This window comes from Actinoplanes sp. NPDC051346, assembly GCF_040682215.1.
GTDB lineage: Bacteria > Actinomycetota > Actinomycetes > Mycobacteriales > Micromonosporaceae > Actinoplanes.
In genome coordinates this window covers 225,169-249,163 of sequence record NZ_JBFBAJ010000006.1, presented here as the reverse complement: position 1 = coordinate 249,163, position 23,995 = coordinate 225,169, and the positions used below count along the sequence as shown (strand labels likewise).

21 protein-coding genes and 1 pseudogene are annotated in these 23,995 nt (G+C 70.4%); 15 read left to right on the top strand and 7 right to left on the bottom strand.

Features of this window, described 5'->3' with window-relative positions:
• Nucleotides 1-17: 17 nt before the first annotated feature.
• Nucleotides 18-818, bottom strand: a pseudogene (locus tag AB0M36_RS17355) (serine/threonine-protein kinase); the annotation flags it as partial.
• Nucleotides 819-934: 116 nt separating this feature from the next.
• Entirely contained in the window at nucleotides 935-1,333 is a 399-nt protein-coding gene (locus AB0M36_RS17350; RefSeq protein WP_364158291.1) for a cupin domain-containing protein, read from the bottom strand.
• 51 nt (nucleotides 1,334-1,384) lie between these two features.
• Here AB0M36_RS17350 and AB0M36_RS17345 point away from each other — a divergent pair, with 51 nt between their 5' ends.
• Nucleotides 1,385-2,359, top strand: coding sequence for a helix-turn-helix domain-containing protein (locus AB0M36_RS17345; protein ID WP_364158288.1), 975 nt, complete (start codon nucleotides 1,385-1,387; stop codon nucleotides 2,357-2,359).
• An 87-nt stretch (nucleotides 2,360-2,446) separates the two neighbouring features.
• Here AB0M36_RS17345 and AB0M36_RS17340 read toward each other — a convergent pair whose 3' ends face one another.
• Nucleotides 2,447-3,034, bottom strand: coding sequence for a TetR/AcrR family transcriptional regulator (locus AB0M36_RS17340; RefSeq protein ID WP_364158285.1), 588 nt, complete (start codon nucleotides 3,032-3,034; stop codon nucleotides 2,447-2,449).
• 102 nt (nucleotides 3,035-3,136) lie between these two features.
• Here AB0M36_RS17340 and AB0M36_RS17335 point away from each other — a divergent pair, with 102 nt between their 5' ends.
• From AB0M36_RS17335 to AB0M36_RS17320, 4 genes are all read left to right on the top strand, one after another.
• Nucleotides 3,137-3,607, top strand: coding sequence for a GNAT family N-acetyltransferase (locus AB0M36_RS17335; RefSeq protein ID WP_364158282.1), 471 nt, complete (start codon nucleotides 3,137-3,139; stop codon nucleotides 3,605-3,607).
• A gap of 86 nt (nucleotides 3,608-3,693) precedes the next feature.
• Complete coding sequence (locus AB0M36_RS17330) at nucleotides 3,694-4,377, top strand: GNAT family N-acetyltransferase (protein ID WP_364158279.1); 684 nt, start codon at nucleotides 3,694-3,696, stop codon at nucleotides 4,375-4,377.
• Nucleotides 4,378-4,522: 145 nt separating this feature from the next.
• Nucleotides 4,523-6,121 (top strand): MFS transporter, encoded by a 1,599-nt coding sequence (locus tag AB0M36_RS17325; RefSeq protein ID WP_364158276.1) that lies wholly within the window; start codon nucleotides 4,523-4,525, stop codon nucleotides 6,119-6,121.
• A 179-nt stretch (nucleotides 6,122-6,300) separates the two neighbouring features.
• Nucleotides 6,301-6,723: a hypothetical protein gene (locus AB0M36_RS17320; protein WP_364158273.1), complete on the top strand. Its 423-nt coding sequence runs from the start codon at nucleotides 6,301-6,303 to the stop codon at nucleotides 6,721-6,723.
• Here AB0M36_RS17320 and AB0M36_RS17315 read toward each other — a convergent pair.
• The gene (locus AB0M36_RS17315) at nucleotides 6,720-7,583 is read right to left on the bottom strand and encodes an aldo/keto reductase (protein ID WP_364158270.1); all 864 of its coding nucleotides are present in this window, start codon (nucleotides 7,581-7,583) and stop codon (nucleotides 6,720-6,722) included. The genes AB0M36_RS17320 and AB0M36_RS17315 overlap by 4 nt on opposite strands.
• 1 nt (nucleotide 7,584) lies before the next feature.
• The gene (locus AB0M36_RS17310; protein ID WP_364158267.1) at nucleotides 7,585-8,481 is read right to left on the bottom strand and encodes an NAD-dependent epimerase/dehydratase family protein; all 897 of its coding nucleotides are present in this window, start codon (nucleotides 8,479-8,481) and stop codon (nucleotides 7,585-7,587) included.
• Nucleotides 8,482-8,559: 78 nt separating this feature from the next.
• Between AB0M36_RS17310 and AB0M36_RS17305 the strand changes: the two genes are divergently transcribed.
• The 8 genes from AB0M36_RS17305 to AB0M36_RS17270 all read left to right on the top strand — a co-directional run bounded on the left by AB0M36_RS17305 (nucleotide 8,560) and on the right by AB0M36_RS17270 (nucleotide 17,105).
• Nucleotides 8,560-9,453: a LysR substrate-binding domain-containing protein gene (locus AB0M36_RS17305; protein ID WP_364158265.1), complete on the top strand. Its 894-nt coding sequence runs from the start codon at nucleotides 8,560-8,562 to the stop codon at nucleotides 9,451-9,453.
• 9 nt (nucleotides 9,454-9,462) lie between these two features.
• The gene (locus tag AB0M36_RS17300) at nucleotides 9,463-10,473 is read left to right on the top strand and encodes an AraC family transcriptional regulator ligand-binding domain-containing protein (protein ID WP_364158262.1); all 1,011 of its coding nucleotides are present in this window, start codon (nucleotides 9,463-9,465) and stop codon (nucleotides 10,471-10,473) included.
• Nucleotides 10,474-10,544: 71 nt separating this feature from the next.
• Nucleotides 10,545-11,810: an acyl-CoA dehydrogenase family protein gene (locus tag AB0M36_RS17295; protein WP_364158259.1), complete on the top strand. Its 1,266-nt coding sequence runs from the start codon at nucleotides 10,545-10,547 to the stop codon at nucleotides 11,808-11,810.
• Nucleotides 11,807-12,619, top strand: coding sequence for an SDR family NAD(P)-dependent oxidoreductase (locus AB0M36_RS17290; RefSeq protein ID WP_364158256.1), 813 nt, complete (start codon nucleotides 11,807-11,809; stop codon nucleotides 12,617-12,619). The genes AB0M36_RS17295 and AB0M36_RS17290 overlap by 4 nt, the downstream gene beginning before the upstream one ends.
• On the top strand, nucleotides 12,616-13,362 hold the full coding sequence (locus tag AB0M36_RS17285; RefSeq protein ID WP_364158254.1) for an SDR family oxidoreductase: 747 nt from the start codon (nucleotides 12,616-12,618) through the stop codon (nucleotides 13,360-13,362). Before AB0M36_RS17290 ends, AB0M36_RS17285 begins: the two co-directional genes overlap by 4 nt.
• Nucleotides 13,359-14,489, top strand: coding sequence for a phosphotransferase family protein (locus tag AB0M36_RS17280; RefSeq protein WP_364158252.1), 1,131 nt, complete (start codon nucleotides 13,359-13,361; stop codon nucleotides 14,487-14,489). The genes AB0M36_RS17285 and AB0M36_RS17280 overlap by 4 nt, the downstream gene beginning before the upstream one ends.
• Complete coding sequence (locus AB0M36_RS17275; protein WP_364158250.1) at nucleotides 14,486-15,499, top strand: NADP-dependent oxidoreductase; 1,014 nt, start codon at nucleotides 14,486-14,488, stop codon at nucleotides 15,497-15,499. The genes AB0M36_RS17280 and AB0M36_RS17275 overlap by 4 nt, the downstream gene beginning before the upstream one ends.
• Before the next feature lie 85 nt (nucleotides 15,500-15,584).
• Nucleotides 15,585-17,105, top strand: a complete 1,521-nt coding sequence (locus AB0M36_RS17270) for an AMP-binding protein (RefSeq protein ID WP_364158247.1) — start codon at nucleotides 15,585-15,587, stop codon at nucleotides 17,103-17,105.
• An 83-nt stretch (nucleotides 17,106-17,188) separates the two neighbouring features.
• Here AB0M36_RS17270 and AB0M36_RS17265 read toward each other — a convergent pair whose 3' ends face one another.
• Nucleotides 17,189-17,635 carry a hypothetical protein gene (locus AB0M36_RS17265; protein ID WP_364158244.1) on the bottom strand — a complete coding sequence of 149 codons (447 nt, stop codon included), beginning with the start codon at nucleotides 17,633-17,635 and terminating at the stop codon, nucleotides 17,189-17,191.
• A gap of 374 nt (nucleotides 17,636-18,009) precedes the next feature.
• On the opposite strand from AB0M36_RS17265, the gene AB0M36_RS17260 reads away from it, so the two are divergent.
• Nucleotides 18,010-18,270, top strand: a complete 261-nt coding sequence (locus tag AB0M36_RS17260) for a hypothetical protein (RefSeq protein ID WP_364158241.1) — start codon at nucleotides 18,010-18,012, stop codon at nucleotides 18,268-18,270.
• Between the two features lie 194 nt (nucleotides 18,271-18,464).
• Here AB0M36_RS17260 and AB0M36_RS17255 read toward each other — a convergent pair whose 3' ends face one another.
• Complete coding sequence (locus AB0M36_RS17255; RefSeq protein WP_364158238.1) at nucleotides 18,465-22,856, bottom strand: phospholipase A2; 4,392 nt, start codon at nucleotides 22,854-22,856, stop codon at nucleotides 18,465-18,467.
• A gap of 320 nt (nucleotides 22,857-23,176) precedes the next feature.
• On the opposite strand from AB0M36_RS17255, the gene AB0M36_RS17250 reads away from it, so the two are divergent.
• Nucleotides 23,177-23,980 (top strand): hypothetical protein, encoded by an 804-nt coding sequence (locus AB0M36_RS17250; protein WP_364158235.1) that lies wholly within the window; start codon nucleotides 23,177-23,179, stop codon nucleotides 23,978-23,980.
• Nucleotides 23,981-23,995 lie beyond the last annotated feature (15 nt).

The window sequence follows — 23,995 nt, the reverse complement described above, 5'->3', positions numbered from 1 at the left end:
GTACGTTCGACGACGGCGCGAAGCAGTTCCTCGACCGCGTCCGCGGTGAGCCGCTCGGCGGGATCGCGCCGAAGCAGGCCCGCGAGCGCCGTCGACAGAGGCCCCGCACGCACGGGCGGATCCGGCGGCTCGGTGGCCAGGGCCGTCAGCGTGGCCATCGCGCTCTCCCGCGCATAGGGCGAACGACCCTCGACCGCGGCGTAGAGGGTGGCCCCCAACGACCACAGATCCGACTCGACGGTGGACGCTCCATCGCGGGCGCGCTCCGGCGAGACGTACTGCGGCGAACCCACGATCAACCCCGGCCCGGTCACCGCGCCGTCGTCGATGAAGGTGGCGAGGCCGAAATCGGTCAACACGACCCGGCCCCGCGGCTCGATCAGCACGTTGTGCGGCTTGACGTCGCGATGCAGCACCCCGGCGCGGTGGGCGGCGGTCAACGCGTCCAGCAGATCCAGGCCGATGCGCGCGGCCGTCAGCGGATCGACCGGCCCGTCCTCGGTGATCACCTGGTGCAGCGACCGCGACGGGACGTACTCCATCACGATCCACGGCAGCCCGTCGCCGTGCACGACGTCGTAGATGCTGACCGCGTGCGGGTGGTTCAGGCGGGCCGCGCTGCGCGCCTCGCGAAGGGTGCGTTCGGTGAGGCGCTCCTTCTCCCGGTCGGTCATCCAGTCCGGTGGCACGAACTCCTTCACCGCGACGTCGCGGTCGAGCATCTCGTCGCGGGCCTTCCAGACCCGGCCCATGCCGCCGACCCCGACCGGCTCGCGCAGGCGGTACCTCCCCGCGATGAGCATCCGCCTGGTTGCCATCAGCCGCGCCACCCAGCCTTCCCGCTCGAGCACCGAGAACGGCCGATTGTCGCCTTGGTCCCGTCATGATCGCCATCGGTGGAACCGGGTGTCCGGTTTCGGACACTGCGCACTCATCACCGGGGCTCGAGCGGCCGGCCCCTGGTCGCATCGACGTGGTCGGGCACCTCGTCGTGACGGTCGCCGACCGAGGAGGTGCCGGTGGGCTCGAACAGCAGCAGGGCGGTGTCCACCGGCGCGTACGGCTTGTGCTCGATCCCTCGGGGCACGGTGAACACCTCGCCGCGGGTCAGCCGCACGGTCCGTTCACCGGCGGACTCGCGCAGGGCGATGTGCAGTTCTCCGTCCAGCACCAGAAAGAACTCGTCGGTGTTGTCGTGGGTGTGCCACAGGTGTTCGCCGCGGACCTTGGCGATGCGTACGTCGTAGTCGTTGACGCGGGTGACGACCCGCGGACTCCACAGCGTGTCGAAGGAGGCCAGCGCCGCGGCGAGGGAGATCGGTTCAGTGGGCATGCCACCATCGTCGCCGCGGTGGCACGGCGGCGTGAGTGCTAGAAATGGCCAATGACGCAAGGATCGTCGCAGACGGCTCCGCACCGGGTGGTGGTCGTCGTCGACGACAACTCCAACCCGTTCGAGCTCGGCTGCGCCACCGAGATCTTCGGACTGCGCCGCCCGGAGATCGGCCGCGACCTCTACGACTTCCGGCTCTGCTCCCCCGAGCCGCGCACGCTGATGCGCGACGGGTTCTTCACCCTCACCGGAGTCGGCGACCTCGACCTGGTCGACTCGGCCGACACGCTGATCGTGCCCAACCGGCCCGACGTCGAGGTGCCCCGCCGCCCGGCGCTGCTCACGGCGATCCGCCGGGCGCACCGCCGTGGCGCGCGCCTGGTGGGCTTCTGCAGCGGCGCCTTCACCCTGGCCGAGGCGGGCATCCTGGACGGCCGCCGAGCCACCGCCCACTGGCAGTGGGCGAAAGAATTCCGAACCCGCTTCCCATCCGTACGTCTCGAAGCCGACGTGCTCTTCGTCGACGACGGCGACATCCTCACCGCCGCCGGCAGCGCCGCGGCGCTCGACCTCGGGCTGCACATCGTCCGCCGGGACCACGGCGCCGACATCGCCAACGCCGTGAGTCGACGGCTGGTCTTCGCCGCGCACCGCGACGGCGGACAGCGACAATTCGTGGAGCGGCCGATCCCCGACGTGCCGGACGAGTCGCTCGCGCCGGTCCTCGCCTGGGCCCAGGCGAGGCTCGATCGGCCGCTGTCCGTCGCCGACCTCGCCGCGCACGCCGCGGTGAGCCGGGCCACCCTGCACCGCCGGTTCCGCACCCAGCTCGGCACCACCCCGCTGGCCTGGCTGACCGGCGAACGGGTCACGATGGCCTGCCGGCTGATCGAACGCGGCGAACCCCGCCTCGACGTCGTCGCCCGCAGCTGCGGACTCGGCACGGCCACCAACCTACGGGCGCTGCTGCGCCGCCACACCGGCCTGTCACCGTCGCAGTACCGCAGCCGCTTCGCCGCGCGGTAGCGGCTGCGGGCGTTGGATGCCGGGATCACCTGCCCGGGCGGTGTCGCCGCGGCAGCGGCGGCCCGTGCCGCTCGGCGCCCGCTCGGTTCAGACCAGCCCGAGGGCCTCGAGCGCGGCATCGAGCATGACCGTCTGGGCGGCGGTCGAATAGGTGTCCGGGTCGGCCGACGCCAAGGTCGCCGCACCCTCAACCATGGAGATCAGCGCGAATGTCGCCGTCGCCGCGCGCCCAACGGACCAGTCGGGCGCAGATGCCCGGACGAGCCGGGTGATCCGCTTGCGCCACGCACGGTTGTTGGCACGGTGCAGAGCCAGGAGTTCCTCGTCGCCCACGGCGGCGGCCAGGAAGCCCATCCACACAGTGCTCTCGGCGATCGCCTCATCGTCGGTCGCCAGGCCCTGGTGAAGCACGGCGCGCAGCGCTGCCCGGGGCGTCGCCGCCTCGGCCTCGATCGCTTCGACCCGGGCAAGGGTCCGCTGGTGCAGCAGTTCACGGGCATGTCGGAGCAAGGCCCGCCGGTTCGGAAACCGGTGCATCACCAACCCGGTGGTGCACCCCGCGGCGGCGGCGACGGCGCGGATCGTCAGCCGCTGCAACCCTTCGTGGGCCAACACGTCCCACACCGCCTGAGACAGTCGCGCCTCCTGCGCCGACACGTCGGCCGTTCTCGACATCCGTCCCCCACTCCGCAGCCGCACCCTCGCTCGTAACGGATGTTACCGTAACGCCCGTTACGGAGCCGCGCGGCGTGGACCGCTCGAGGAATCGGAGAAGGCATGCGGGATCCGGCAGGATGGACGATCGAGGCCCGGCCGTGGGACGACCCGGCCGGCGCGGCGCTACGGGCCCGGCAGCGAGCGGAACTCGACGCCCGCTACGGCACCACCGACCACGAACCAGGCCCCGCGCCGACCGACGACGACATCGCTGTCTTCGTCGTCGCCGTAGGCGCTGACGGCGAGGCAGTCGGCTGCGGCGCGCTCCGCCCGCTCGACGCGGCCTCCGCAGAGATCAAGCGAATGTACGTGACACCGCCCGCACGGGGCACCGGCGTCGCCACGCGGTTGCTGCAGACCCTGGAGACGACGGCCCTCGAACGGGGATGGTCCACGCTGCGCCTGGAAACCGGCACGGCCCAGCCGGAAGCACAACGGTTCTACCGGCGTGAGGGCTACCAAGACATCCCGCTGTTCGGCAGCTACATCGGCTCCGAACTCTCCGTCTGTATGGAGCGGCACCTGCGCTGACCGCCCTCCGCCGACTCCGCCATCCGGTTTCCGCGGCCACGCGACCCTTCCCCTCCCCAATTGACTGCGAGTGATCTACTCACTGCGTGAACGACCTGCGAGATCTCATCCTGCGTTGGCAACGTGGCTGGAGTGTGGCCCGCGCGCTTCGCGCCGCAGAAGACGTCGATGGCGGGTTGCGGTCGCACTGCGGGCAGCCCGGTCGTGAAGTCGAGTACGTCGCGCTCGACGCCGACCAGGACCCGACGTCGCTGACCAGACTTGCCGAACGAGTCACCGGCGAGCACGCCGTGACATGGCTGACCGTGCCCACCACCGACCCGGCGACGGCCGCCTCGACTCTCGCGGTCGCCGGCCTGACAGTCCTCAAGGACTCCGAGCTGTTGATGACCATTGATCTTTTCGGTCATCCGGAGACCACGCCTGCCAACGCGTACCGGGTCGTGACCCAGGTCGACTCGCGGCACGGCGCATCCGTGATCACAGCCACGGCACGACACGAGTCGGGAGAGGTCGGTGCCCGCGGGACGATGGGACTGGCCGGCACGGATGCCATCGCCGACCGGATCGAAACCCTGCCGGTACATCGCCGCAAGGGCCTGGCCAGCGCCATCATGAGCGCACTGGCCCGATCCGCGATCAACGAGGGCGCCGACCGCGGCATCCTCATCGCGAGCGAGGCCGGCCAACGCCTGTACACGGCGCTCGGTTGGAAACCCGTGGCGCAGGTGCTGATCGCCACGACGCCCGGCAACACGTACCCGTCCTGAACGGCGTAGCTGCAGCGGAAGGCAGCCGTCCTCTGTGGCCGGTGTTCCCGAGCAAGGCGTGCTGGCGTTACCGCAACTTGATCAAGTTCTACGTACGGTGGTGCCGGCGACAGCACAAGAACTCGAGGGATGTCGGGGGCACGGGGTGCACGAGAACGGTCAGGATCGTCGGGACGGCGCCTCACACGCTCGGCTGCGGGAGACGCGGACGCTGCTGTCCGCAGGTCTGGCGAACGGGCCGCGTGAGCTGCTCGACTTCATTCTGCCACTGTGGGCCGGCGCGGCGCTCGGCGCCAGCGCGACCCAGGTAGGCATCCTCGTCGCCGCGGAACTGGCCGTGTCCGTGGCGGCCCGCCCGGTCGCGGGCGTGCTCGCGGATACCCGCGACCGCCGCCTGGTCGCGGCCGCCGGGGCGGTGCTGTACGCGCTGTCCTGCGTCGGTTACGCGCTGGCGCCGGGACTGCCCGTCGCGTACCTGTCCGCGGCCTTGGGCGGCGTCGGTGGCGCGTTGCTATGGGTGACTGTCCGCGCGGTCATCGGCGAGCGGCTGGCCGAGGACACCGCGGTGTATCCGCGACTCACGGCCGCCGAGGAGACCGGGGCGTGGGTGGCGTTCGCCGCTGGCCTGTCACTGTTCGGCCTCGCCGACTTCCGGAGCGTGTTCCTGGCCTGCGCGGCGGCGTGTGTCGTCGCCGCGGTGTTGCTACTGACCGCCCCGGCCCGAATCGTTCCACCGGGCCCGGCCGTCGCCGGCGGGACCGTACGCCGGCTGCGGCCGATGTTGGTCACGGTGGCGATCACCATGGCGGCCGAGGCGGCGGTCGGTCTACTGCTGTTGCTGCATCTGCAACACCGCTTCGACTTGGAGATCGTGCAGATCGCGTACGTGTTCCTGCCTGGTGCCATCGTGATGGGCCTGTTGCCCGAACGTCTGCACCGCTTCGTGCTTCGCTTCGGTCGCACCCGGGTGCTGGCGACCGCGTCGTTGTTCAGCGCGGCCTTCGCGGCAAGCTTGGCCTGGGCGCCGAATCCGTGGGTGATCGCGGCGCTGTGGGTCCTCAGCGCGGCGGCATGGGCAGCGGTGATCCCCATCCAGCAAGCGGTTATCGCCGAGGCCTCCGGCGCTCAGGTAGGGCGCGGCATGGGCGTGTACGAGGCGGCCGCGCTGCTGGGCGCAATGACGGGTTCTCTCGCGGCCGGCGTGCTCTATGACGCGGGCTCGTGGACGGTGGCCTGCCTCGCCTTGGCCGCCGTGATCTCGTTGGGCGCCTTCCTGGTGCCGTGGTCGGTGCGCGCGGTAGGCGTCGCCGACATCCCGGTGACGTCGGCCGCGCCAGAGGTTGCCGTGACGTCGTCGCCGCTGCCGACGCTGGGCAATCCCGTCCCGCCCGGGCCGGAAGGCACGCCGGCGTCGCCTCGGTCCAGCGAAGCGCCACCACTCGGCGCGCGGGCCCAGACCGGCGACAAGCCACACGAGAAGCGGACCGGGCCGCCCCACCCGCGCTTGCGCAAGCTGGGCGAGCATACCGTCCTGTTCCTCGGCGTCCAGGTTGTCCTCGCCCTGCTCGACCTGTCCTGGCTGCGCGACCTGACGACCGGCAGCGTCGACCCGCTCAGCGGCGCTCGGGACGAGCCGTCGAACGCTCTGGTGGACGTGGCCTACGGCGCCGGGCGGATCTGGGTCATGGTCTTCGTCATCGACGTCATCTGGACCGTGGTGTCCGCGTCACGCGCCCGGCGATGACCACCTTGCCTGTCGACGTCAGCCCATTGGCCGCCCCGCTGGCTCCGGCCACCATCAGCCGGCTCCGTGGCGCGAGCCCCCGGCCCGCCACCGCTGCGGTCCCTGTCGAACGCCGAACGAGCCGATCCGTAACCTGAAAGCCAGCCGACCCACAGGGTCGCACTGTCAAGGGAGTACTCATGGACGAGGATGAAAGCCTTCACCGCTACGGCCTGCGCCCGTCCGCCGCCGACCTGCACGAGATACGAGACATCCTGCGCGCCCAAGCCCAGCTCATCCAGGACGAGCAAAACACCGAGCTGATGAAGCTGTGCTGCGTCCAGCTGTTCAACGCCGGCAACCTCGACGACGTACTGGCCATCTGGCAGGCCAAGGAATCCAGCTGGGACGCCCACTGCGCACTCGACGTCCAACTACTCTGCGGCGCCGGCCTGGACGCCGCCAAACGCCACCTGGCCGTCGACGGCTCGCAGGCAGCCACCGACGCGCTGCGCTATCTCACCGAATGCGAAGCCGCCGGCGACTTCGAAGAGTTCTCCGTCGACCAGCAAGCACTGTGGTGGGCCGAGTACTACCTCGAGGAGGAGGCGACAGAAACCTAGACCAGCTGTTTCAGCTCGTTCGCCTCCAGGATCAGCTCCATCGCGGCGGCCGAGTCACGGATCGTTTCCGGTCGGCTCGCTCCCGGGATCGGTACGAGCACCGGCGACAACGCCAACAGCCAGGCCAGTGCTACCCGCTGGGGGCTAATCCCACGGGCCCGAGCCACCGCGACGTACGGGGTGGCGACCGGATCCTCCTCCCGCCCGGGTGGACCGTCCAATGCGCTGCGGGACAGGCCGCCCAGGGGGCTCCACGGCAGGAACGCCAGCCCGAGCCGCTCGCACAGGGCCAAAACAGGTGCGTGCTCGCGTACGGCGGGCGAGAAGCGGTTCTGCACGGAGACGAGGCCTGGTCCCAGGATGTCGCGGGCCTGGAGAACCTGCTCGCATGTCACGTTCGAGATGCCGGCAGCCTCGATCTTGCCGGCGTCGAGCAGTGTGCGCAGCGCTCCGACGGAGTCGGCCCACGGCACCGCCGGGTCCGGCTTGTGGAGTTGGTACAACCCGAGGCGGTCGGTGCCCAGCCGACGCAGCGACGCCTCGCAGGCGCGTACCAGGTGCTCGGGCCGGCCGTCCACGGTCCACGAACCGTCGCCGGGTCGGCCGCGTCCGCCCTTGCTCGCGACGAGTACGCCGTTCGCCCCGGCCAACGCCTTCGCGATCAGCCGTTCGTTGTGGCCCACCTCGTCGGCGTGCCAATGGTAGGAGTCGGCGGTGTCGATCAGGGTCACCCCGGCGTCGACGGCGGCTCGCAGCGTGGCCACGGACCGCGCTTCGTCGGGTCGACCCTCGATGGACAGCGGCATCGCACCCAGCCCTACCGAGCCCACCTGCCACCGGCCCAGCTGTCGGGTCCGCATCTCAGGCCGCCTCGTCGATCACGTCGGGCAGCCATTGCGCCATGCTGCTGAAGTCGAACCCGTGCCGTGCGGCCCGGCTGGTGTCCATCGGCCGGGAACTCGAGAACGAAAAGGGCGAGGTGATGTCTTCGGTGACGGCGCGGTAGCGGGGTGTCCGCCCGAGTCGCTCACCGATCGCCTCGCACAGGGCGATCACGTCCCACGCACCGGCGGAGGCGGCGTTGACCGGGCCGGTCACCGTCGCGCCGGCGGCCCAGGACAGCACTTCAGCCACCTCGACGTCACGGATGAACGAGGCGGGCGCGGGCCGGGGGTGGACCGCCACCGGTTCCCCGCCGCGGATCCGGGACACGTAGTGCGCCAGCCGTCCGGTGAAGTCGGCCGTGCCGCCGCCGAGCACATGGGCGCAGCGTACGGAGACGAAATCGAGTTCGGACTCCCGGCTGAACACCGCCTCCGCCTGCCGTTTCCCCTCCCCGTAGTCCCAGGTGCCGACGTCCATGTGGATGGGCCAGGCGGCTGGATCGCGCAGTTCCTCCCTGAGCGGCGCCTCGCCACCGTCGTCGCCGACGAGCGGAAAGCCGCCGACGAGCGGAAAGTACACCTCGACCGTGGAGGTCAGTACGTACCGGCCGACCCGCCCGACGACGGCCCGACGCGTGGTCTCCGCCTGCCGTGGTGTGTAACAGACCTGGTCGACCACCACGTCGAACTCCCGGCCCGCGAGCGCCGCGCCCAGCGCCGCCCCATCGTCGCGGTCCGCGACCAGGTGGCGCACCCCCTCAGGGGGCGCGCTCGAACCCCGGTTCAACACGGTGACCTGGTCGCCGGCCGTGTGCATGAGCTGAACCAGCCGACGTCCGAAGTATCGGCTACCCCCGATGATCAAAACCTTCACGGGCCCGAGCCTGCCGCCATCCGGCTGGTAGCGGAAGTAATGATCTACTTACCCGCTATTAAGGAGAGGTTACCGCTGATGATCGATACCTCGCGGCTGCGCGTGCTGCACCAGGTCGCCCTGCAGGGCAGCTTCAGCCGGGCCGCGGCCGCCCTGCGAATCACCCCCTCGGCGGTCTCGCAGCAGGTCGCGGCGTTGGAACGCAGCGTGGGCGCCACCGTGGTGATCCGCACCAGTCGGGGTGTGACGCTGACCGACGCCGGCCGCCTGCTGGTGGAGGCCGCCGAGGCGGTCACCGCCGAGCTGACCACCACCCGCCAGCGCATCGACCGGCTCGTCGGCGGGCGTACCCCGCTGCGCATCGCCACGTTCGGCAGCGGCGGGCGGGCGTTGCTGCCGGCCGCCCTGACCAGGTTGCTCGCCGTGCACCCCGCGCTGGAACTCACCGTGCTGCAGCGGGAACCGGAGGACAGCCTGCCGCTGCTGCGGCAGGGTGCCGTCGACCTGGCGCTGGCGTACTCCTTTGACGAACCGCAACCACTCACCCCCGGCGAACAGCGCCGGCTGGTGTGGACCCCACTGCCCGATGACCCGATGTACGCCGTCCTGCCGCGCTCGCACCCCCTGGCCGCACGCGCGAGGCTCGACCTGGCCGAATTGGTCGACCAGCGGTGGGTGCTGGGGTGCCTGAAGACCGAGAGCCAGCTGCGGCGGCATGCCGCCCGGGTCGGCATCGAGCTGGACATCGCGGCCAGCACCACCGACTACTTCTTCGCCCAGGCCCTGGTACGGGCCGGAGTCGGCGTCTCGTTGATTCCGCGCGTGGCCCTGGAGGAGTCCCCTGAGCAGGAGGTCGTCGAGCTTGGTCCGTACCGGCCGGTCCGTCACGTCGCCGCGGTCACGACCCGCCGCGGCCTCGCGGCACCCCATCTCGCCCTGCTCGTGGAACTGCTGGCCGCCAGCGGCACATAGCCTGTAGGGGTGTCTCTGGTCCGCTCCGCCGGTTTGCAGAAGTTCCGTCAGGTCGTCGAGTCCCTCGGCGGTGACGCCGTCGGCTGTGCGCGGCGGGTGGGGCTGCCGGTGGAGGCGCTGGACACCGACGAGCTGCTGGTCGAGGACTCGAAGCTGGCGGCGGTGCTCGAGGTGGCGGCGGCCGACCTCGGCTGTCCCGATCTCGGGCTGCGGGTGGGCCAGGCCCAGGACATGAGCCTGCTCGGACCGCTGGCGGTCGCGATGCAGCATTCGCCGTCGGTGGCCGACGCCCTGGAGTGCACGTCGCGATACATGTTCGTGCACGCCCGCGACCAGAACGTCTCGGTGGCCGAGGACCCGGAGGGGGCCCGCGGTGTGATCGCCGTCCGCTACGCGTTCCCGGGGGTACGGCCACTGCCGCAGGCGACGGACATGACGGTGCTGTTCCTGCACCGTACGGTGATGTTCCTCGCCGGCGGCCGGTACGGCCTCAAGTCGGTCGACCTGCCGCACGATCCGATCGCGCCCCGGCAGCGGTACGAGGAGGCGTTCGGCGCGCGCGTGCGCTTCGGTCGTTCCGCGGCGGTGCTCCGGCTGCCGTCCAGCCTGCTGTCGCGCACGCTGGACGGTGTCGACGCGACCGTACGAGGCCTGGCATTGGCTTTCCTGTCGCGGCAGTCGCCCGAGGCGGGGAAGGCCGTGACTTCGCGGGTGCGCGCGGTGCTCGATCAGTCGCTGGGCACCGGGTCGACGGAGCTTGTCGACGTCGCCAGCGTGTTGTCCGTGCATCCCCGGACGCTTCAGCGGCAGCTCGCCGCGGAGGGCACGTCGTTCGGCTCGGTCCTCGACTCGGTGCGAAGGTCACGGGCGCGCTCCTACCTCACCACCACGACCATGCCCTTCGCGCAGGTGAGCAACCTGGTGGGTTTCGCCGAGCAGGCGGTGCTGACCCGGTGTGCGAAGAGATGGTGGGGACGTACGCCCTCGCAGCTGCGGCGTGAGGCTCGGAGCCGCGACTGACCTGTCGTGCAGGATCAAATTCTTGTCGCGTACGATCAATTTTTCGCCGGGCCGCCGCCTACGCTGAGGGCATGGATTTCAGTCCGTCTCCCCGCGCCGCCGAACTGACGGAGGCCGTCCGCGCCTTCGTCGAGGCCGAGATCGCCCCGGTCGAGCGCCACCTGCACGCCCGGGCGAGCGAGGCGCGCCGGCACGGCGGCGGAGCCGACCTGTGGCGCGTGTCCGACGACGTCCGCGAATTGCAGCGCAAGGCCCGCGCCCAGGGGCTGTGGAACCTGTTCCTGCCGGCGGGCCACGAGGGCCCGTACGCCGAGCGGTTCGGTACCCGCGGCGGCGCGGGCCTGACCAATGTGGACTATGCGCCGGTCGCCGAGGCGACGGGCTGGTCGTTCCTGGCCCCCTACGTGTTCAACTGCAACGCGCCGGACACCGGCAACGCCGAGCTGCTGCTGCGCTACGGCTCGCCGGAGCAGCGCGAGCGGTGGCTCGATCCCCTGCTCGACGGGCGGATCCGGTCGGCGTTCGCGATGACCGAGCCCGCGGTGGCGTCCTCGGACGCCACCAACATGCAGCTGACCGCCGTGGTCGACGGCGACGAGGTGGTGCTCGACGGCACCAAGTGGTGGACGACCGGCATCGGCCACCCGGACTGCGACGTCCTGATCGTCATGGGTCTCAGCGCCCCGGACGCCCCCAAGCACGCCCGGCACTCGATGGTGCTCGTTCCCCTCGACACCCCCGGCGTGAAGGTCGAGCGGATGCTCGACACCATGGGGTTCCTCGACGAGCCGTTCGGCCACGGCGAGGTGTCGTTCACCGACGTACGCGTGCCCGCCAGCCATGTCATCGCCGGTCCCGGCCGGGCGTTCGAGCTCGCGCAGGGCCGGCTCGGGCCCGGCCGGGTCCACCACGCGATGCGCATGATCGGCCTGGCCGAGCGGGCGCTGCACCTGGCGTGCGAGCGCGGCCTGTCGCGCCAAGCCTTCGGCAAGCCGCTGGTCGACCTCGGCGGCAACCGCGAACGCGTCGCGGAGGCCCGCATCGCCATCGACTCCGCCCGGCTGCTGATCCTGCACGCCGCCTGGAAACTCGACAGGTACGGCCCCACCGGCGCGTTCAGCGAGGTCAGCGCCATCAAGGTCGCCGCGCCGAACGTGGCACAGCAGGTCATCGACTTCGCCATGCAGCTCCACGGCGGCGTCGGGCTCTCCAGTGACCTCCCCCTGGCCGGCGCGTGGACCGCGGCCCGGGCGGTGCGCCTGGCCGACGGCCCGGACGAGGTGCACAAGGGCGTCGTCGCCCGCGTGGAGCTCGCCAAGCACGGAGCGGCCCGATGAGCGGGCGTCGCGTCCTGGTCACCGGCGGCGCCTCCGGCCTGGGCCGGGCCCTCGCCGAGCGGCTCACCGCCCGCGGGGACCGGGTGCTCGTCACCGACCTCGCGCCGGAGCGGGAAGTGCCCGCGGGCGCGCTCTACCAGCGCCTGAACATCACCTCCGGCGACGACTGGGCGGCCGCCCTGGACCGGGTCGAGCGGGATCTCGGCGGTCTGGACCTGCTCGTCAACAATGCCGGCATCGCCGCCGGCGGGCGGATCGACCGGCTCGACGACGCGCACTGGCGACGGGTACTCGAGATCAACGTCCTCGGAACGGTGAACGGCTGCCGCACCTTCGCTCCAAGGTTCAAGGCGCAAAAGCGCGGCCACATCGTCAACGTCGCGTCGATCGCCGGGCTCACCCATCCGGCCGCGATGAGTTCGTACGACGCCAGCAAGGCGGCCGTCGTCGCGCTGTCGGAAGGCCTCCGCCACGAGCTGCGGCCCTGGGGCGTCGACGTCAGTGTCGTGTGCCCGTCGTTCTTCCGTACCAATCTGGCCGCCTCCCTCGGCGGCGACGATCCGCTCATGGAGCGGATCGCCACCCGGCTGATCGCCCGCGCGCCGCTCGACGCCACCGAGATGGCCGCCCGGGTCCTGCGCGGTGTCGACGCCGGACGCTTCCTCGTCCTGCCGGACCGGCCGTCCCGCATCGCGTTCTGGACCAAGCGGCTGGCGCGTCCGCTCTACGACCGTCGGATGATCGCCGCCGGCGCCCGGATCCGCGAGATCGAGCTCAGCGAGGACGCCGCCGTTCAGGAGACGTCGTGACCGGCGGCGTCGTCCTGATCACCGGCGCGAGCGCCGGCCTCGGCGCGGAGATGGCCCGCCAGTTCGCCGCTCTCGGCTACGACCTGGCGCTGTGCGCGCGACGCACGGACCGGCTCGACGGGCTCGCCGAGCGGATCCGCGCCGAGACCGGACGGCGGGTGGAGACTGCCGCCCTGGACGTCACCGACGCCGAGGCGGTCACCAAGGTCTTCCACACCTTCGCCGCCACGTTCGGCAAACTGGACCGCGTGATCGTCAACGCCGGCCTCGGCAAGGGCGCCGCGCTCGGCACCGGCCGGCCCGACGCGAACCTCGCCACGGCGATGACCAACTTCGTCGGCGCCCTGTCGCAATGCGAGGCCGCCCTGGAGATCTTCCGCGAGCAGGGGCGCGGCCACCTCGTCCTCATCTCCTCGATGTCGGCGCTGCGCGGCATGCGCCGCTCGATGACCACCTACGCCGCGACAAAGGCGGGCGTGGCGGCGATCGCCGAGGGCCTGCGCTCGGAGCGCGTCAAGGGCCTCGACGTGTCGGTGATCTACCCGGGCTACATCCGCTCGGAGATGAACGCCCACGTCGAGCAGAAGACCCGCTTCATGGTCGACACCGAGACCGGGGTGCGCGCCATGGTCCGCGCCATCGAGAAGCGGCGCGTCAAGGCGTACGTTCCCCGGTGGCCCTGGGTGCCCCTGGGCGTCGCCATGAAGGTGCTGCCCCTGGGGATCGTCCGGAAGCTCACATGAGCGACCGGGAGGTTCGCGCGGAGGACGCCTTCGACACCCGCGCCATGGCCGCCTGGCTGGCCACGAACGCCACCGCCGCCGGGATCGACCTCGCCACGGTTCCCGAGGTGCGCCAGTTCTCCGGAGGCGTGTCGAACCTGACCTACCTGCTGCGCTACCCCGGCGGCGACCTCATCCTGCGCCGGCCACCGAAGGGCAACCACGTCAAGGGCGCGCACGACATGGCCCGCGAGCACCGGATCCAGACCCAGCTGACCCGACACCTTCCGTACGTCCCGGCCACCGTCGCCCTGTGCGAGGACACCTCGGTCATCGGCACCCCGTTCTACGTCATGCGGCGGCTCGACGGTCCCATCCCCCGCAAGGAGCTTCCCGCCGGCGTACACCTGGATCGTGAGCAGACCGCCGCACTGTGCCGCAACGTCATCGACCTGCTGGCCGATCTGCACTCGGTGGACGTCGCCGCCACCGGCCTCGGCGATCTCGGCAAGGGCGACGGTTACGTCGCCCGGCAGGTTGCCGGCTGGTCCGAGCGCTATCGCAGGGCCCGGACCCGCAATGTCGGCAGCTTCGAGGCGGTGATGCGCTGGCTGGACGAGCATCAGCCGGAGGACCGGCCGCACACGCTCGTCCACAACGACTTCCGGTTCGACAACGTGGTGCTCGACCCCGCCGATCCGACCCGCCCGATCGGCCTGCTCGACTGGGAGCTCGCCACCGTCGGCGATCCCCTGGTCGACCTCGCCAACTCGCTGGGGTACTGGATCCAGCCCGACGACGGGCCGCTGCTGCGGCTCTTCCGCCGCCAGCCCACGCACCTGCCCGGAATGATGACCCGGGAGCAGGTCATCGCCTACTACTGCGCCCGGACCGGCGCCACCGTCACCCGCGCCGAATGGGCCTGGTATCAGGTATTCGGCCTGTTCCGGGTCGCTGTCATCGCCCAGCAGGTCTACCAGCGTTATCTCAGCAAGCAGACCACGAACAAGCAGTTCCGGCTCTTCGGGATCGCCGTCGTGGTCCTCGAGCTGCGGTGCCGCCGCATCATCCGCCGCGCCCGCAAGATGTCCGCGCGATCCGCCGCCGTACGCATAGAACCGTCCACGACCGAGGAGCCGTCCAGATGAGTCGCATCAACAGTCAGTACCGGCTGGCAGCCCGCCCCGTCGGGTTGCCGAAGCCCACCGACTGGGAGTACGTCGAGGAACCGGCCGCCGAGCCGGGCGAGGGCGAACTGCTGGTCCAGACGACCTACCTGTCCCTGGACCCGGCCATGCGCGGCTGGATGAACGACGCCAAGTCCTACATCCCCCCGGTCGGGATCGGCGAGGTCATGCGCGCCGGCGGCGTGGGCCGTGTCGTCGCCTCCCGCCACCGGAGCTTCGCCGTCGGCGACCACGTGTCGGGCGCCCTCGGCGTCCAGGAGTACTCCCTGTCGGACGGCCGGGGCCTGACCAAGGTCGACCCGGCGCTGGCGCCCCTTCCGGTTTACCTCGGCGTGCTGGGCATGCCGGGCATGACCGCCTACTTCGGCCTGCTCGATATCGGCCTCCCCCAGCCCGGGCAGACCGTCGTGGTGTCCGGCGCGGCCGGAGCCGTCGGCAGCGTGGTCGGCCAGATCGCCAAGCTCAAGGGCTGCCGGGTGATCGGCATCGCCGGCGGCGAGCGCAAGTGCCGCCTGGTCGTGGAGGAATTCGGCTTCGACGCCTGCATCGACTACAAGTCCTCCGACGTACGCACCGCGCTGCGCGAGGCGGCACCCGACGGCGTCGACGTCTACTTCGACAACGTCGGCGGCGACATCCTCGACGCGGTCTTGACCCGGCTGGCCCGGGGCGCCCGCATCGTCATCTGCGGCGCGATCTCGCAGTACAACGCGACGGAACCGGTCAAGGGCCCGGCCAACTACATGTCGCTGCTGATCAACCGGGCCTCCATGACCGGCATGGTGGTCTTCGACTACGCCGACCGCTACGCCGAGGCCGCCGCCGAGATGTCCGGCTGGCTGGCGGCCGGGAAACTCCGGTCGCTGGAGGACGTGGTGGAAGGCGGCGTGAAGGCCTTCCCCGAGACCCTGCTGCGGCTGTTCCACGGCGAGAACACGGGCAAGCTCGTGCTCAAGGTGGCGGACGAGTAAAAACGGGCACGCGTCCCTTCCTCTGACTTGTGGGCGAACCGGTCGACGTAGCAAGGTGTGATTCGTCGAGCGAAGGGACTGTCACGTGTTCTTCGATCTTGGTGTACGCGACTTTCTGGACCGGGCCGAAGAGGTCTACGCCGACCGCGTCGCGATCGTCGACGAGCCCGACCAGCCTGCCCCGTCGTGGGGATCGCTGACCTACCGCGACGTGGCCAGGCTGGCCAGGGCCGAGGCGGCCAGCCTCGACGCACTGGGCGTGCCGAGGGGCGGCCGCGTCGCGATCGTGTCCCACAACGCGGCTCGCCTGCTCGTGTCGTTCTTCGGTGTCTCCGGCTGGGGCCGCGTCCTGGTGCCGGTCAACTTCCGGCTGTCGGTCGCCGAGGTCAAGTACATCGTGGAACACTCAGGTGCCGAGGTCCTGCTCGTCGATCCCGAGTTGAAACGCCTGTGTGACACGGTCACGGCAAAGCACGTGTTCGTGCTCGGCGACGACGAGATCTTCGGCGGCACGGCTGACCCGGCACCGTGGGCGGGTGACGAGTCGGCCACCGCCACGCTGAACTACACCTCCGGCACCACGGCACGCCCCAAGGGCGTCCAGCTGACCCACCGCAACCTGTGGATCAATGCCGTGACGTTCGCCCTGCACACCACCCTGTCCGACAATGACGTGCTGCTGCACACCTTGCCGATGTTCCACGCCAACGGCTGGGGCATGCCGTACGCCCTGACCGGCCTCGGCGGACAGCACATCGTGCTGCGCAAGGTCGATGGAGCCGAGATCCTGCGTCGCATAGACCGGCACGGCGTCACCATCCTGTGCGCCGCGCCCGCGGTCGTCACTGCCGTTCTCGACGCCGCCGCGGAGTGGGACGGGGAGATCCCCGGCCGGGATCGGGTACGCATCGTGGTGGCCGGAGCCCCGCCACCCACCCGCACCATCGAACGGGTCCGCGCCGATCTGGGCTGGGAGTTCATCCAGATCTACGGCCTGACCGAGACCGCGCCACTGCTGACGGTCAACCGCATGCGCGCCGAGTGGACCGACCTCGACCCGCACGAACAGGCACGCCTCCTCGGCCGGGCCGGCGCACCCGCGCTCGGCACCCGGATCCGCACCGACGCCGCCGGCCAGGTGCTGGCCCGGTCCAACACCAATCTCGACGGGTACTGGGACGACCCCGAGGAGACCGCCCGGGCGCAAGCCGGAAACTGGTTCCACACCGGCGACGGCGGCACGATGACCGACGGATACCTGACGATCTCCGATCGCAAGAAGGACGTCATCATCACCGGCGGCGAGAACGTGTCCTCGATCGAGGTCGAAGACGCGCTGATCTCCCACCCGGCGGTCCGGGAAGCCGCGGTGATCGGCATCCCCGATCACACGTGGGGTGAGCTGGTCACCGCGCTGGTGGTCACCGACGGCACACCACTCACCGCTCAGGAGCTCATCACCCACTGCCGGAAACTCCTCGCGGGCTTCAAGTGCCCGAAGCGGGTGGAGTTCCTCGACGCGCTGCCCCGCACCGCCACCGGCAAGGTCCAGAAATTCAAGCTCCGCGATCCGTACTGGTCCGGCCACGACCGCAAGGTCAACTGACCGTCCGCGTACGACGCACGCCCGCTGACCGGCCGGCACCGGATGGAGCCGGCCGGCCAACGCATGTTCAGGATCCTGCTATCTCAGCGGCGCACGCGCTCCATCTTCACGACCTTGCCCTGCCAGGGACAGAACCGCTCGGAACCCCACCAGTCCTCGCTCAGGAAGGACGGCTGACCGTCGCACAGCTCGATACTGATGTGTGCGAAGTCGACGTCGTTCGGATCGAGGTGCCAGTTGTAGCCGGGGTTGTACGGCGACGGGGTACGCACGATCTTGCCATTGACGTGGGCATTGCTGCGTCCCCGGAGGACCTCGAACGCATCCCGGATGTCCTGGCGCTCAACGAGCTGCACGCGGAACACCTCGCCGTTGGGAACCCCGGTGTCGTCGGTGACCATCTGAATGGTGGCAACGTAGCCGCCCTGTGGGGCGGGCGCTGCCACAGCGGCGGTCGGCGGCGCGATGGCTGCTGCCAGCCCGGCGGTGACCGCCATCGCGGACAGCACAGTCTTCATGGTGGTGCGCATACAGCTCTCCCAAGGTGTGGTGGAGACATGAATCGGGCTCGTGACCCGAAAGACAGCCAACCATCACCCTCCGTTGTGGATGGCAGCGCCCCGGACGCGTTCGATCCCTATTGAAGCTGTAGAAAAGACGGTTATCACCGGGCCGGATCCGGCCCGCGTCGTGGGCACGGCACCGCCTTCGTCGGAATCCAACGCCGCAGCGGGTGAGTGATGCGGAGCGGGTAGCCGACGTGGAGGCGTGCACAGACCCGACAAGCATCTGAGGTCATTAGTCACTGGCTCGGCACCGATCACCCCGCTCGCCGCTACGATCACCACATGCAGAGCTTTCTCGGATGTGGCGGTGCGTGCCTGCGCACCGGCGGTAGCATCCAGTGACCACCGGCCAGCAGGCGATGTTCGTCGTCGAATATCCCTGTGATTCGTTCTGCCGTATCGAGGTCGACCTGACCGGCGAACAGAGTCACGTCACGTTGCAGCAGATGCGGAAGAAGGCCGACGACTTACACCAGCGCGAACACGAACCAGAACCCGCCGCAGCTGACGAGCCGGTCGTCGATCCTGAGGCGGCGCGACGTCCTGCGGCCACCGTCTTCCTGTCCGCACCCGGACGCGAAAGTAACCGCCGACGCTGAACCTCGCCGATGAAGTGCTGGTGGCCGAGGCGTCCTCGTGGGCTGTAGCAGGGCCGGCAAGGATCGACAGCCCTTCCCCGTAGCCCGACGGTTCGATTCCCGGCAGGCGGCTCGGGATGGGGTCCTGGCCAGCCAGGCGCCGGCCAGGACCTCGCGCTCGCCTATTCGCGGCGCCGGGTCTCTCGCGGACGGACCTACTCCCAGCTCCGCCAGGCCGCGTCCCCCTCGCCGGTCTTGTTGACCCCCTGGTAGAAGAACCAGGCGATGTCCCGGCACAGCTGCGGGTCACGCGGGTCGGAACGGCACGCGTTCTGCATGTCCCAGTGGAACACCCCATCGATGAAATTCTTGTTCCCCATGAAGTACGTAACGGGGAAGCCCTGCGGCAGCTTGTGGTTCCGGTAGCCGAAGTCGTGGCGGCGGCACGGGACGTTGAAAAAGGTGTTGGAGTACTCGAGGTACCGCTGCCCCCACTGCGGCACGGAACAGCCGTCCTGGTCGAAATTGAAGTTGTACTCCCAGTACGCACCCGGATTGTTGCGCGCCGCGTTCCATGCCTCGAAACTCTCCGCGCTCATGCCGGTGAGCTGGTGATACACCTGCAGCTTCGGGGGTTTCGGCACCGCCGAGATCATGTGGGAGGTGGCGCTCCCGGACAAATTCGTAGCGGTCACCCGGAACTCGTACCGGTCGTTGCCGTACAGGTCCTCGAACTGCTCCATGGTGCTGTTGCCCGGGCTCGACCGGAACCACTCCCGCCACGACCCGCCACGGGAGGCGTTGCGCCCCTCGATCGTGAACCACTCGTCCCGGTCCTGGGCCTGCCATGACAGGGTTACCACGTTGTAGGCGGCGCCCTGCGCCAACCAGGTCGTGATCGAGAGCCCGCTCGGCGCGTACGGGGCCGGCGGCATCGGCTTCGCTGTGGCCACGTTGGTCGTCGCCGACTCGCCCGCGACGTTGAACGCCGAGACCTTGAACTCGTAGGTGTGCCCGTTGGCCAGTACCCCGGCGTTGAAGGAGCAGCAGAGATCCCATGGCATCGGCAGCCGCTGCCAGGCCCCGCCGGTCGTGACACCGCGCTGGTAGACCCAGTATCGGACGTTCGGGGTGCCGCTACCGGTCCAGCGCAGGCTGACGGATCTGTCACCCGGAGTCGCTGTCAGGCCCGAGGGCGCCCCGGGGAACGGGGGCATCGGCCGGGCGCTGGCGATGGCGGAGAATCCCGAGTCACCGGTGATGTTGTTGGCGAGGACCCGGAACTCGTAGGTGACCGCGTTCTCCAACAGCGTGACGTCGAAGGCGCAGCAGGTGGTCACCGGGTACCGCAGACGCTGCCAGGCGCCGCCCCGGGACCGCAGCTCGACCCAGTAGTGGACGTCGCTGACGCCGCTCCATCGCAGTGCGACCCGACCGTCGCCGGGGGTCGCGGTAAGCCCGGTGGGTGCCGCCGGCGGCGGCGGCATCGGGCGGGCGGACGCCAGATTGGTGGTGTCGCTGGACCCCGAGGGGTTCCTGGCCGCGACCTTGAACTGGTACGTATTGCCGTTGGTCAGCAACCCCGCGGTCATGGAGGTGCCCTGGACCGAGATGGGCAGCTTCTGCCAGGAGCCGCCCGCGCTCTCGTTCCGCTGGTACACGTCGTAGGTGACGTTGGCGGTCGGGCTTGCCGTCCAGCGGAGCACGGCCTGGCCGTTGCCGGCCGTGGCGGTCAGGCCGCCCGGTGGCTGCGGCACGCCGCCGAGCGAGGTCACCCGGATCGGGGTGGTCGCTACGCCCTCGCCACCCTGATTCTGGGCGGTCACCTTGAACTCGTAGACGTGGCCGTGCGCGAGCATGCCGATGTTGGCGGTGGTGTGCTCCGTCGGGAAGACGCCCTTGACGAAGTTGGCCTCGCCGGTCGTCACGTTGCGCCAGTAGATCCAGTACTGCAGGTGGGGTCCGGGCGCGTCCCAGTCGAGTGTCACCGAACCGTTGCCGACGGCGGTGCCGCGCAGGTTCTTCGGCGCCGCCGGCCGCGCGTACGTCGACGTCTCCTGGACGGCGGCCGACAGCGGGCCGGCCCCGGCGCCGTTCGTGGCCGCGACCTTGAACTGGTAAACGTGGTTGTGGACTAGCAGGCCGGCCGTGAACGTGCAGCAGGTCGTGACCGGCAGCGGCAGCTTCGTGAAGCCCGCCTCGCCCTTGGTCACGTCCCGGACGTGTATGTCGTACCAGAGCCCGTCGCCAGGCGGCGCGGTCCAGCGCAGCCCGATCGTGCCGTCGGCGTCGGCCGTGGCGGTCAACCCGGTCACCGCTCCCGGCAGGGGAACCCGCGGGGTGACCTGGATCGTGCTGGTGGCCGCCGACTCGCCGCCCTGGCTGGTGGTGGTCACCTTGAACTCGTAGGTCTGGCCGTTGGTCAGATACCCGGCGGTCATCGCGCAGCACTCGGTGACGGGCAGTGGCAGCTGGGTGAATTGTGGCTCACCGGTCGTGACGTTGCGCTGGTGGACCTGGTACCAGACGTTCGGGGTGGAGCTGGCGGTCCACTTCAGCACCGCCTGCCCGCTGCCGGCCGTCGCGGTGAGCCCGGACGGCGCCGCCGGCACCGGGTATACCGCGCGGGCCCGCGCGACGGCCGAGGCCGGCCCTTCGCCGCCCCGGTTGGTCGCGGAGACCTTGAACTCGTACTCATGGTTGTGGGCGAGTAGGCCGGCGGTCATGGCGGTGCCCTGAGCCACCGGCAGGCTCAGTCGGGTGAACTGGGTCTCGCCGGCCGTGACGTCCCGCTGGTAGACCCGGTACCAGACGTCCGGGCCGGGCGCGGCCCAGGACAGCCCGATCGTCCCGTCGCTCTTCGTGGCCGCGGCCAGCCCGAGCGGCGCGCCCGGCGGCGCGTAGGTCGCGGTGGCCCGGACGGTTGCCGACGCCGGCGAGGCGCCGCCGCCGTGGTGGGCGGTGACGTAAAACTCGTACTCGTGGTTGTGCTCCAGGTCGACGGTCTGGTGGCTGGTCTCGCTCCCGGCCGGTCGGGTCAGGAACGTGAACGATGTCTCGCCGGCCGTGACGTCCCGGCGGAACACCTCGTAGTTCCAGGCCGACGAGACCGGGCTCCAGCGGACGGTGACGCGGCCGCCCTGGTCGGCGGTGGCGGTCAGGCCGGTGGGGGCGGGCGGCGGACCGATCTGGGGGGTGACCTGCACGGTCGCCGAGGCTGGACCCTCCCCGACCGCGTTCTCGGCGGTGACCCGGAATTGGTACGAGTGGCCGTCACGCAGCATCGCCACCTCGGTCGAGGTGCCGGTCGGCGTGCTGGAGAGCCGGGCGAAGTGGGTCTGGCCGGCGGTCAGGTCGCGTTGGTGGACGCGGTACCGGGCGGCCCCGGCGACGGGCTGCCAGGACAATTGGGCGGTGCCGGCGGAGTCCACCGTCGCGGTGAACCCTTGCGGTGCGGCCGGCAGGGTGGCCGGGTCGAGCCGTGGCCGGGGCCAGTCGACCTCCACGAAGCGCGGCCGGTACAGCCGCGCGTCGGCGAGGTTGTCCGCGTCCCGGAGGCTGTTGACGTTGTACGAGACCAGCAGCTTGCCGGAGCGGGCGAGCTCGGGGTGGAGCCGGGCGTCGTAGGTGATGATCGAGGTGCCGGGCAGCTGCTCGGGCGCGCCGAAAAGCTGGACCGGACCGGAGAACGGGCCGGTCGGCGCGGACGCCGTGTAGGCCACGTACTGTCCATCGAAGAGCAGGTTGTTCTCCTGGGTGACCAGCACGTACTCGGCGCCGACCCGCTGCACCGCGTAGGAGGTGCCGACGCCGCTGAGCAGCCGGCCGGCGTCGGACTCGGTGGCCGACCAGGCGCTGCCGGTCCAGAACTGCCACGCCCCGTCCAGCCCGTCGGCGCCCACCCGGGCCACCTTGCCGAACCGCATGCCGGCCGGCGCGTTCTCCGAGCCGTACACGTAGGTGTATCCGCCGTCGGAGACCACCTCGGAGCCCCAGGCCACCTTGTCGCTGAGCGGCAGGTCGACCACCGAGTCGAGGTGTAGACCGGGCAGGGTGAAGGTGGCCAGCGCCGTGCCGGTGAGCACGAAGTCGAGGTTGCCGGTGCCGCTGCGGCGGTGCCGGTTGTAGAGCACCTTCAGCGTCCCGCCCTCCACCACACCGTCGGCCACCCAGTAGTACTCACCGGGCTGACCGGGCACGACGAGGGCGGTGGGGGCGGCGGCGGTACCACCGTGCCGGGTGTCGACGAGGCTCGCTCCCTCCTGGACGACGATCGTGTTGTTCACCATCGGCGTACCGGCGGGCCGGCTGCCGTCGGGGTTGACGGTACCCAGGAACGTGTCGGAGAAGAGCCACGCGACCCGACCGTCCGGGAGCTCCACCGACGCGGTGTTGTCGCCGCCGGTCCAGTGGTTGCCCGCGTCGCCGTAGCCGCTGAACATCGTGTTGACGTCCGCCGCGGCCATGCCGCCGGCGGGCACCGCGGCGGCCGCCGGGGCGGGGAGATCGGTCGTCTGGACCAGGCCCGCGGCCACGACGAGGGCGGCCGCCAGCGTGGCCCACCTCCGTCCGCCGGGAGCCGACCCGTTCCTGCGGTGTCTGGACATGCGCGAGAGCATCGCAGCCGGACGGCTCATCCGTAACAGTCGATCAGTGGCGGTTGCCGTCTGAACGGTCGATGGACCCCCGCGTCGTCCAGGACGATGTCGACGTGATCGGTCCGGCGCGTCCCGACTGCCGGATCAGTCGGTGAGCGTCGCGGTGCCACTAGTCCGTTTGGTCCCGCGACCAACCCGTAGACGCATAAGACCAGGTCACCGCCTCCGGAATTCGACCCTGTGGTCGCTGAGCTGGTGTCCTGTCAGGGGATCAGGTGCACCCGTCCGGCTCTGCCGCTTCGAGCCGCGCGGGCCGTACCGTGCCACCAGTGATCCAGACAGCTACGGAATCGGCGGGCCCAGCGGCTGCGCCACGGCCGACGACGGTCACCGTCGCGTTCGCGTTTCAGGTCGCCCTCGTCGGCACGTTACTGGTGATGATCGCGACGGTCGTGGCGGGAGCGATCCGGTACGACGCCTTGATCGACAAAGCGGCGCGGGCGGTCGGCGCGAGCGCGAGCGACGTCTCGTTCGAGCGTTCGATGAACCTGTCCACCACGCTGACGGTCGCCGTGCCGCTCGCGGTGCTGGCCGTCTGGTTGGGCCTCGCCGCGGTGTGGGTGCGCCGGGGCAGCAACGTCGCCCGAATCCTCAGTCTGGTGGGGCTCGGCATGCCGCCGGTTCTGGGACTGCTGGGGTGCCTGTTCGGCAGCGTGTTCGGCGGCATCCTGATGATGGGTCTGCTGGCCGGCCCATCCGATGACTTTTTCGTCGAGGACGGCGCTTCCGTGGACGACAGCGCCTTCGTGGAGGAGGACTTCACGGGCGAGGGCGAGATGGCCCTGATGGAAGAACTGGCACGGCTCGACACCGAGGGCTGGTCGATAGCCCTCCAGGTGACCGGCATGACCACGGCCGCGGTCGCCCTGCTGCTCGGTGTCGCGACCATGGTCCTGCTGCTCACGGGCCCATCCGACCGGCACTTCCGGCCATGGCGGCGAGTGCCCTCCTTCACCCCGCCGACGGGACCCTGGCCAGCACCGCCCCCGCATGCACCGCACCCATGGGACGGCTTCCCGGCCCTGCCGCACCCGCCGGGTCCCCCTCCGGCCGCTCCGCCCCCGCCCGGCTGACCTCATATTCCAGCC

Coding starts and splice junctions, on each gene's coding strand:
- AB0M36_RS17350 (WP_364158291.1), bottom strand. CDS start 1,333: ATGCCCACTGAACCGATCTCCCTCGCCGCGGCGCTGGCCTCCTTCGAC.
- AB0M36_RS17345 (WP_364158288.1), top strand. CDS start 1,385: ATGACGCAAGGATCGTCGCAGACGGCTCCGCACCGGGTGGTGGTCGTC.
- AB0M36_RS17340 (WP_364158285.1), bottom strand. CDS start 3,034: ATGTCGAGAACGGCCGACGTGTCGGCGCAGGAGGCGCGACTGTCTCAG.
- AB0M36_RS17335 (WP_364158282.1), top strand. CDS start 3,137: ATGCGGGATCCGGCAGGATGGACGATCGAGGCCCGGCCGTGGGACGAC.
- AB0M36_RS17320 (WP_364158273.1), top strand. CDS start 6,301: ATGGACGAGGATGAAAGCCTTCACCGCTACGGCCTGCGCCCGTCCGCC.
- AB0M36_RS17315 (WP_364158270.1), bottom strand. CDS start 7,583: ATGCGGACCCGACAGCTGGGCCGGTGGCAGGTGGGCTCGGTAGGGCTG.
- AB0M36_RS17305 (WP_364158265.1), top strand. CDS start 8,560: ATGATCGATACCTCGCGGCTGCGCGTGCTGCACCAGGTCGCCCTGCAG.
- AB0M36_RS17295 (WP_364158259.1), top strand. CDS start 10,545: ATGGATTTCAGTCCGTCTCCCCGCGCCGCCGAACTGACGGAGGCCGTC.
- AB0M36_RS17290 (WP_364158256.1), top strand. CDS start 11,807: ATGAGCGGGCGTCGCGTCCTGGTCACCGGCGGCGCCTCCGGCCTGGGC.
- AB0M36_RS17280 (WP_364158252.1), top strand. CDS start 13,359: ATGAGCGACCGGGAGGTTCGCGCGGAGGACGCCTTCGACACCCGCGCC.
- AB0M36_RS17275 (WP_364158250.1), top strand. CDS start 14,486: ATGAGTCGCATCAACAGTCAGTACCGGCTGGCAGCCCGCCCCGTCGGG.
- AB0M36_RS17265 (WP_364158244.1), bottom strand. CDS start 17,635: ATGCGCACCACCATGAAGACTGTGCTGTCCGCGATGGCGGTCACCGCC.
- AB0M36_RS17255 (WP_364158238.1), bottom strand. CDS start 22,856: ATGTCCAGACACCGCAGGAACGGGTCGGCTCCCGGCGGACGGAGGTGG.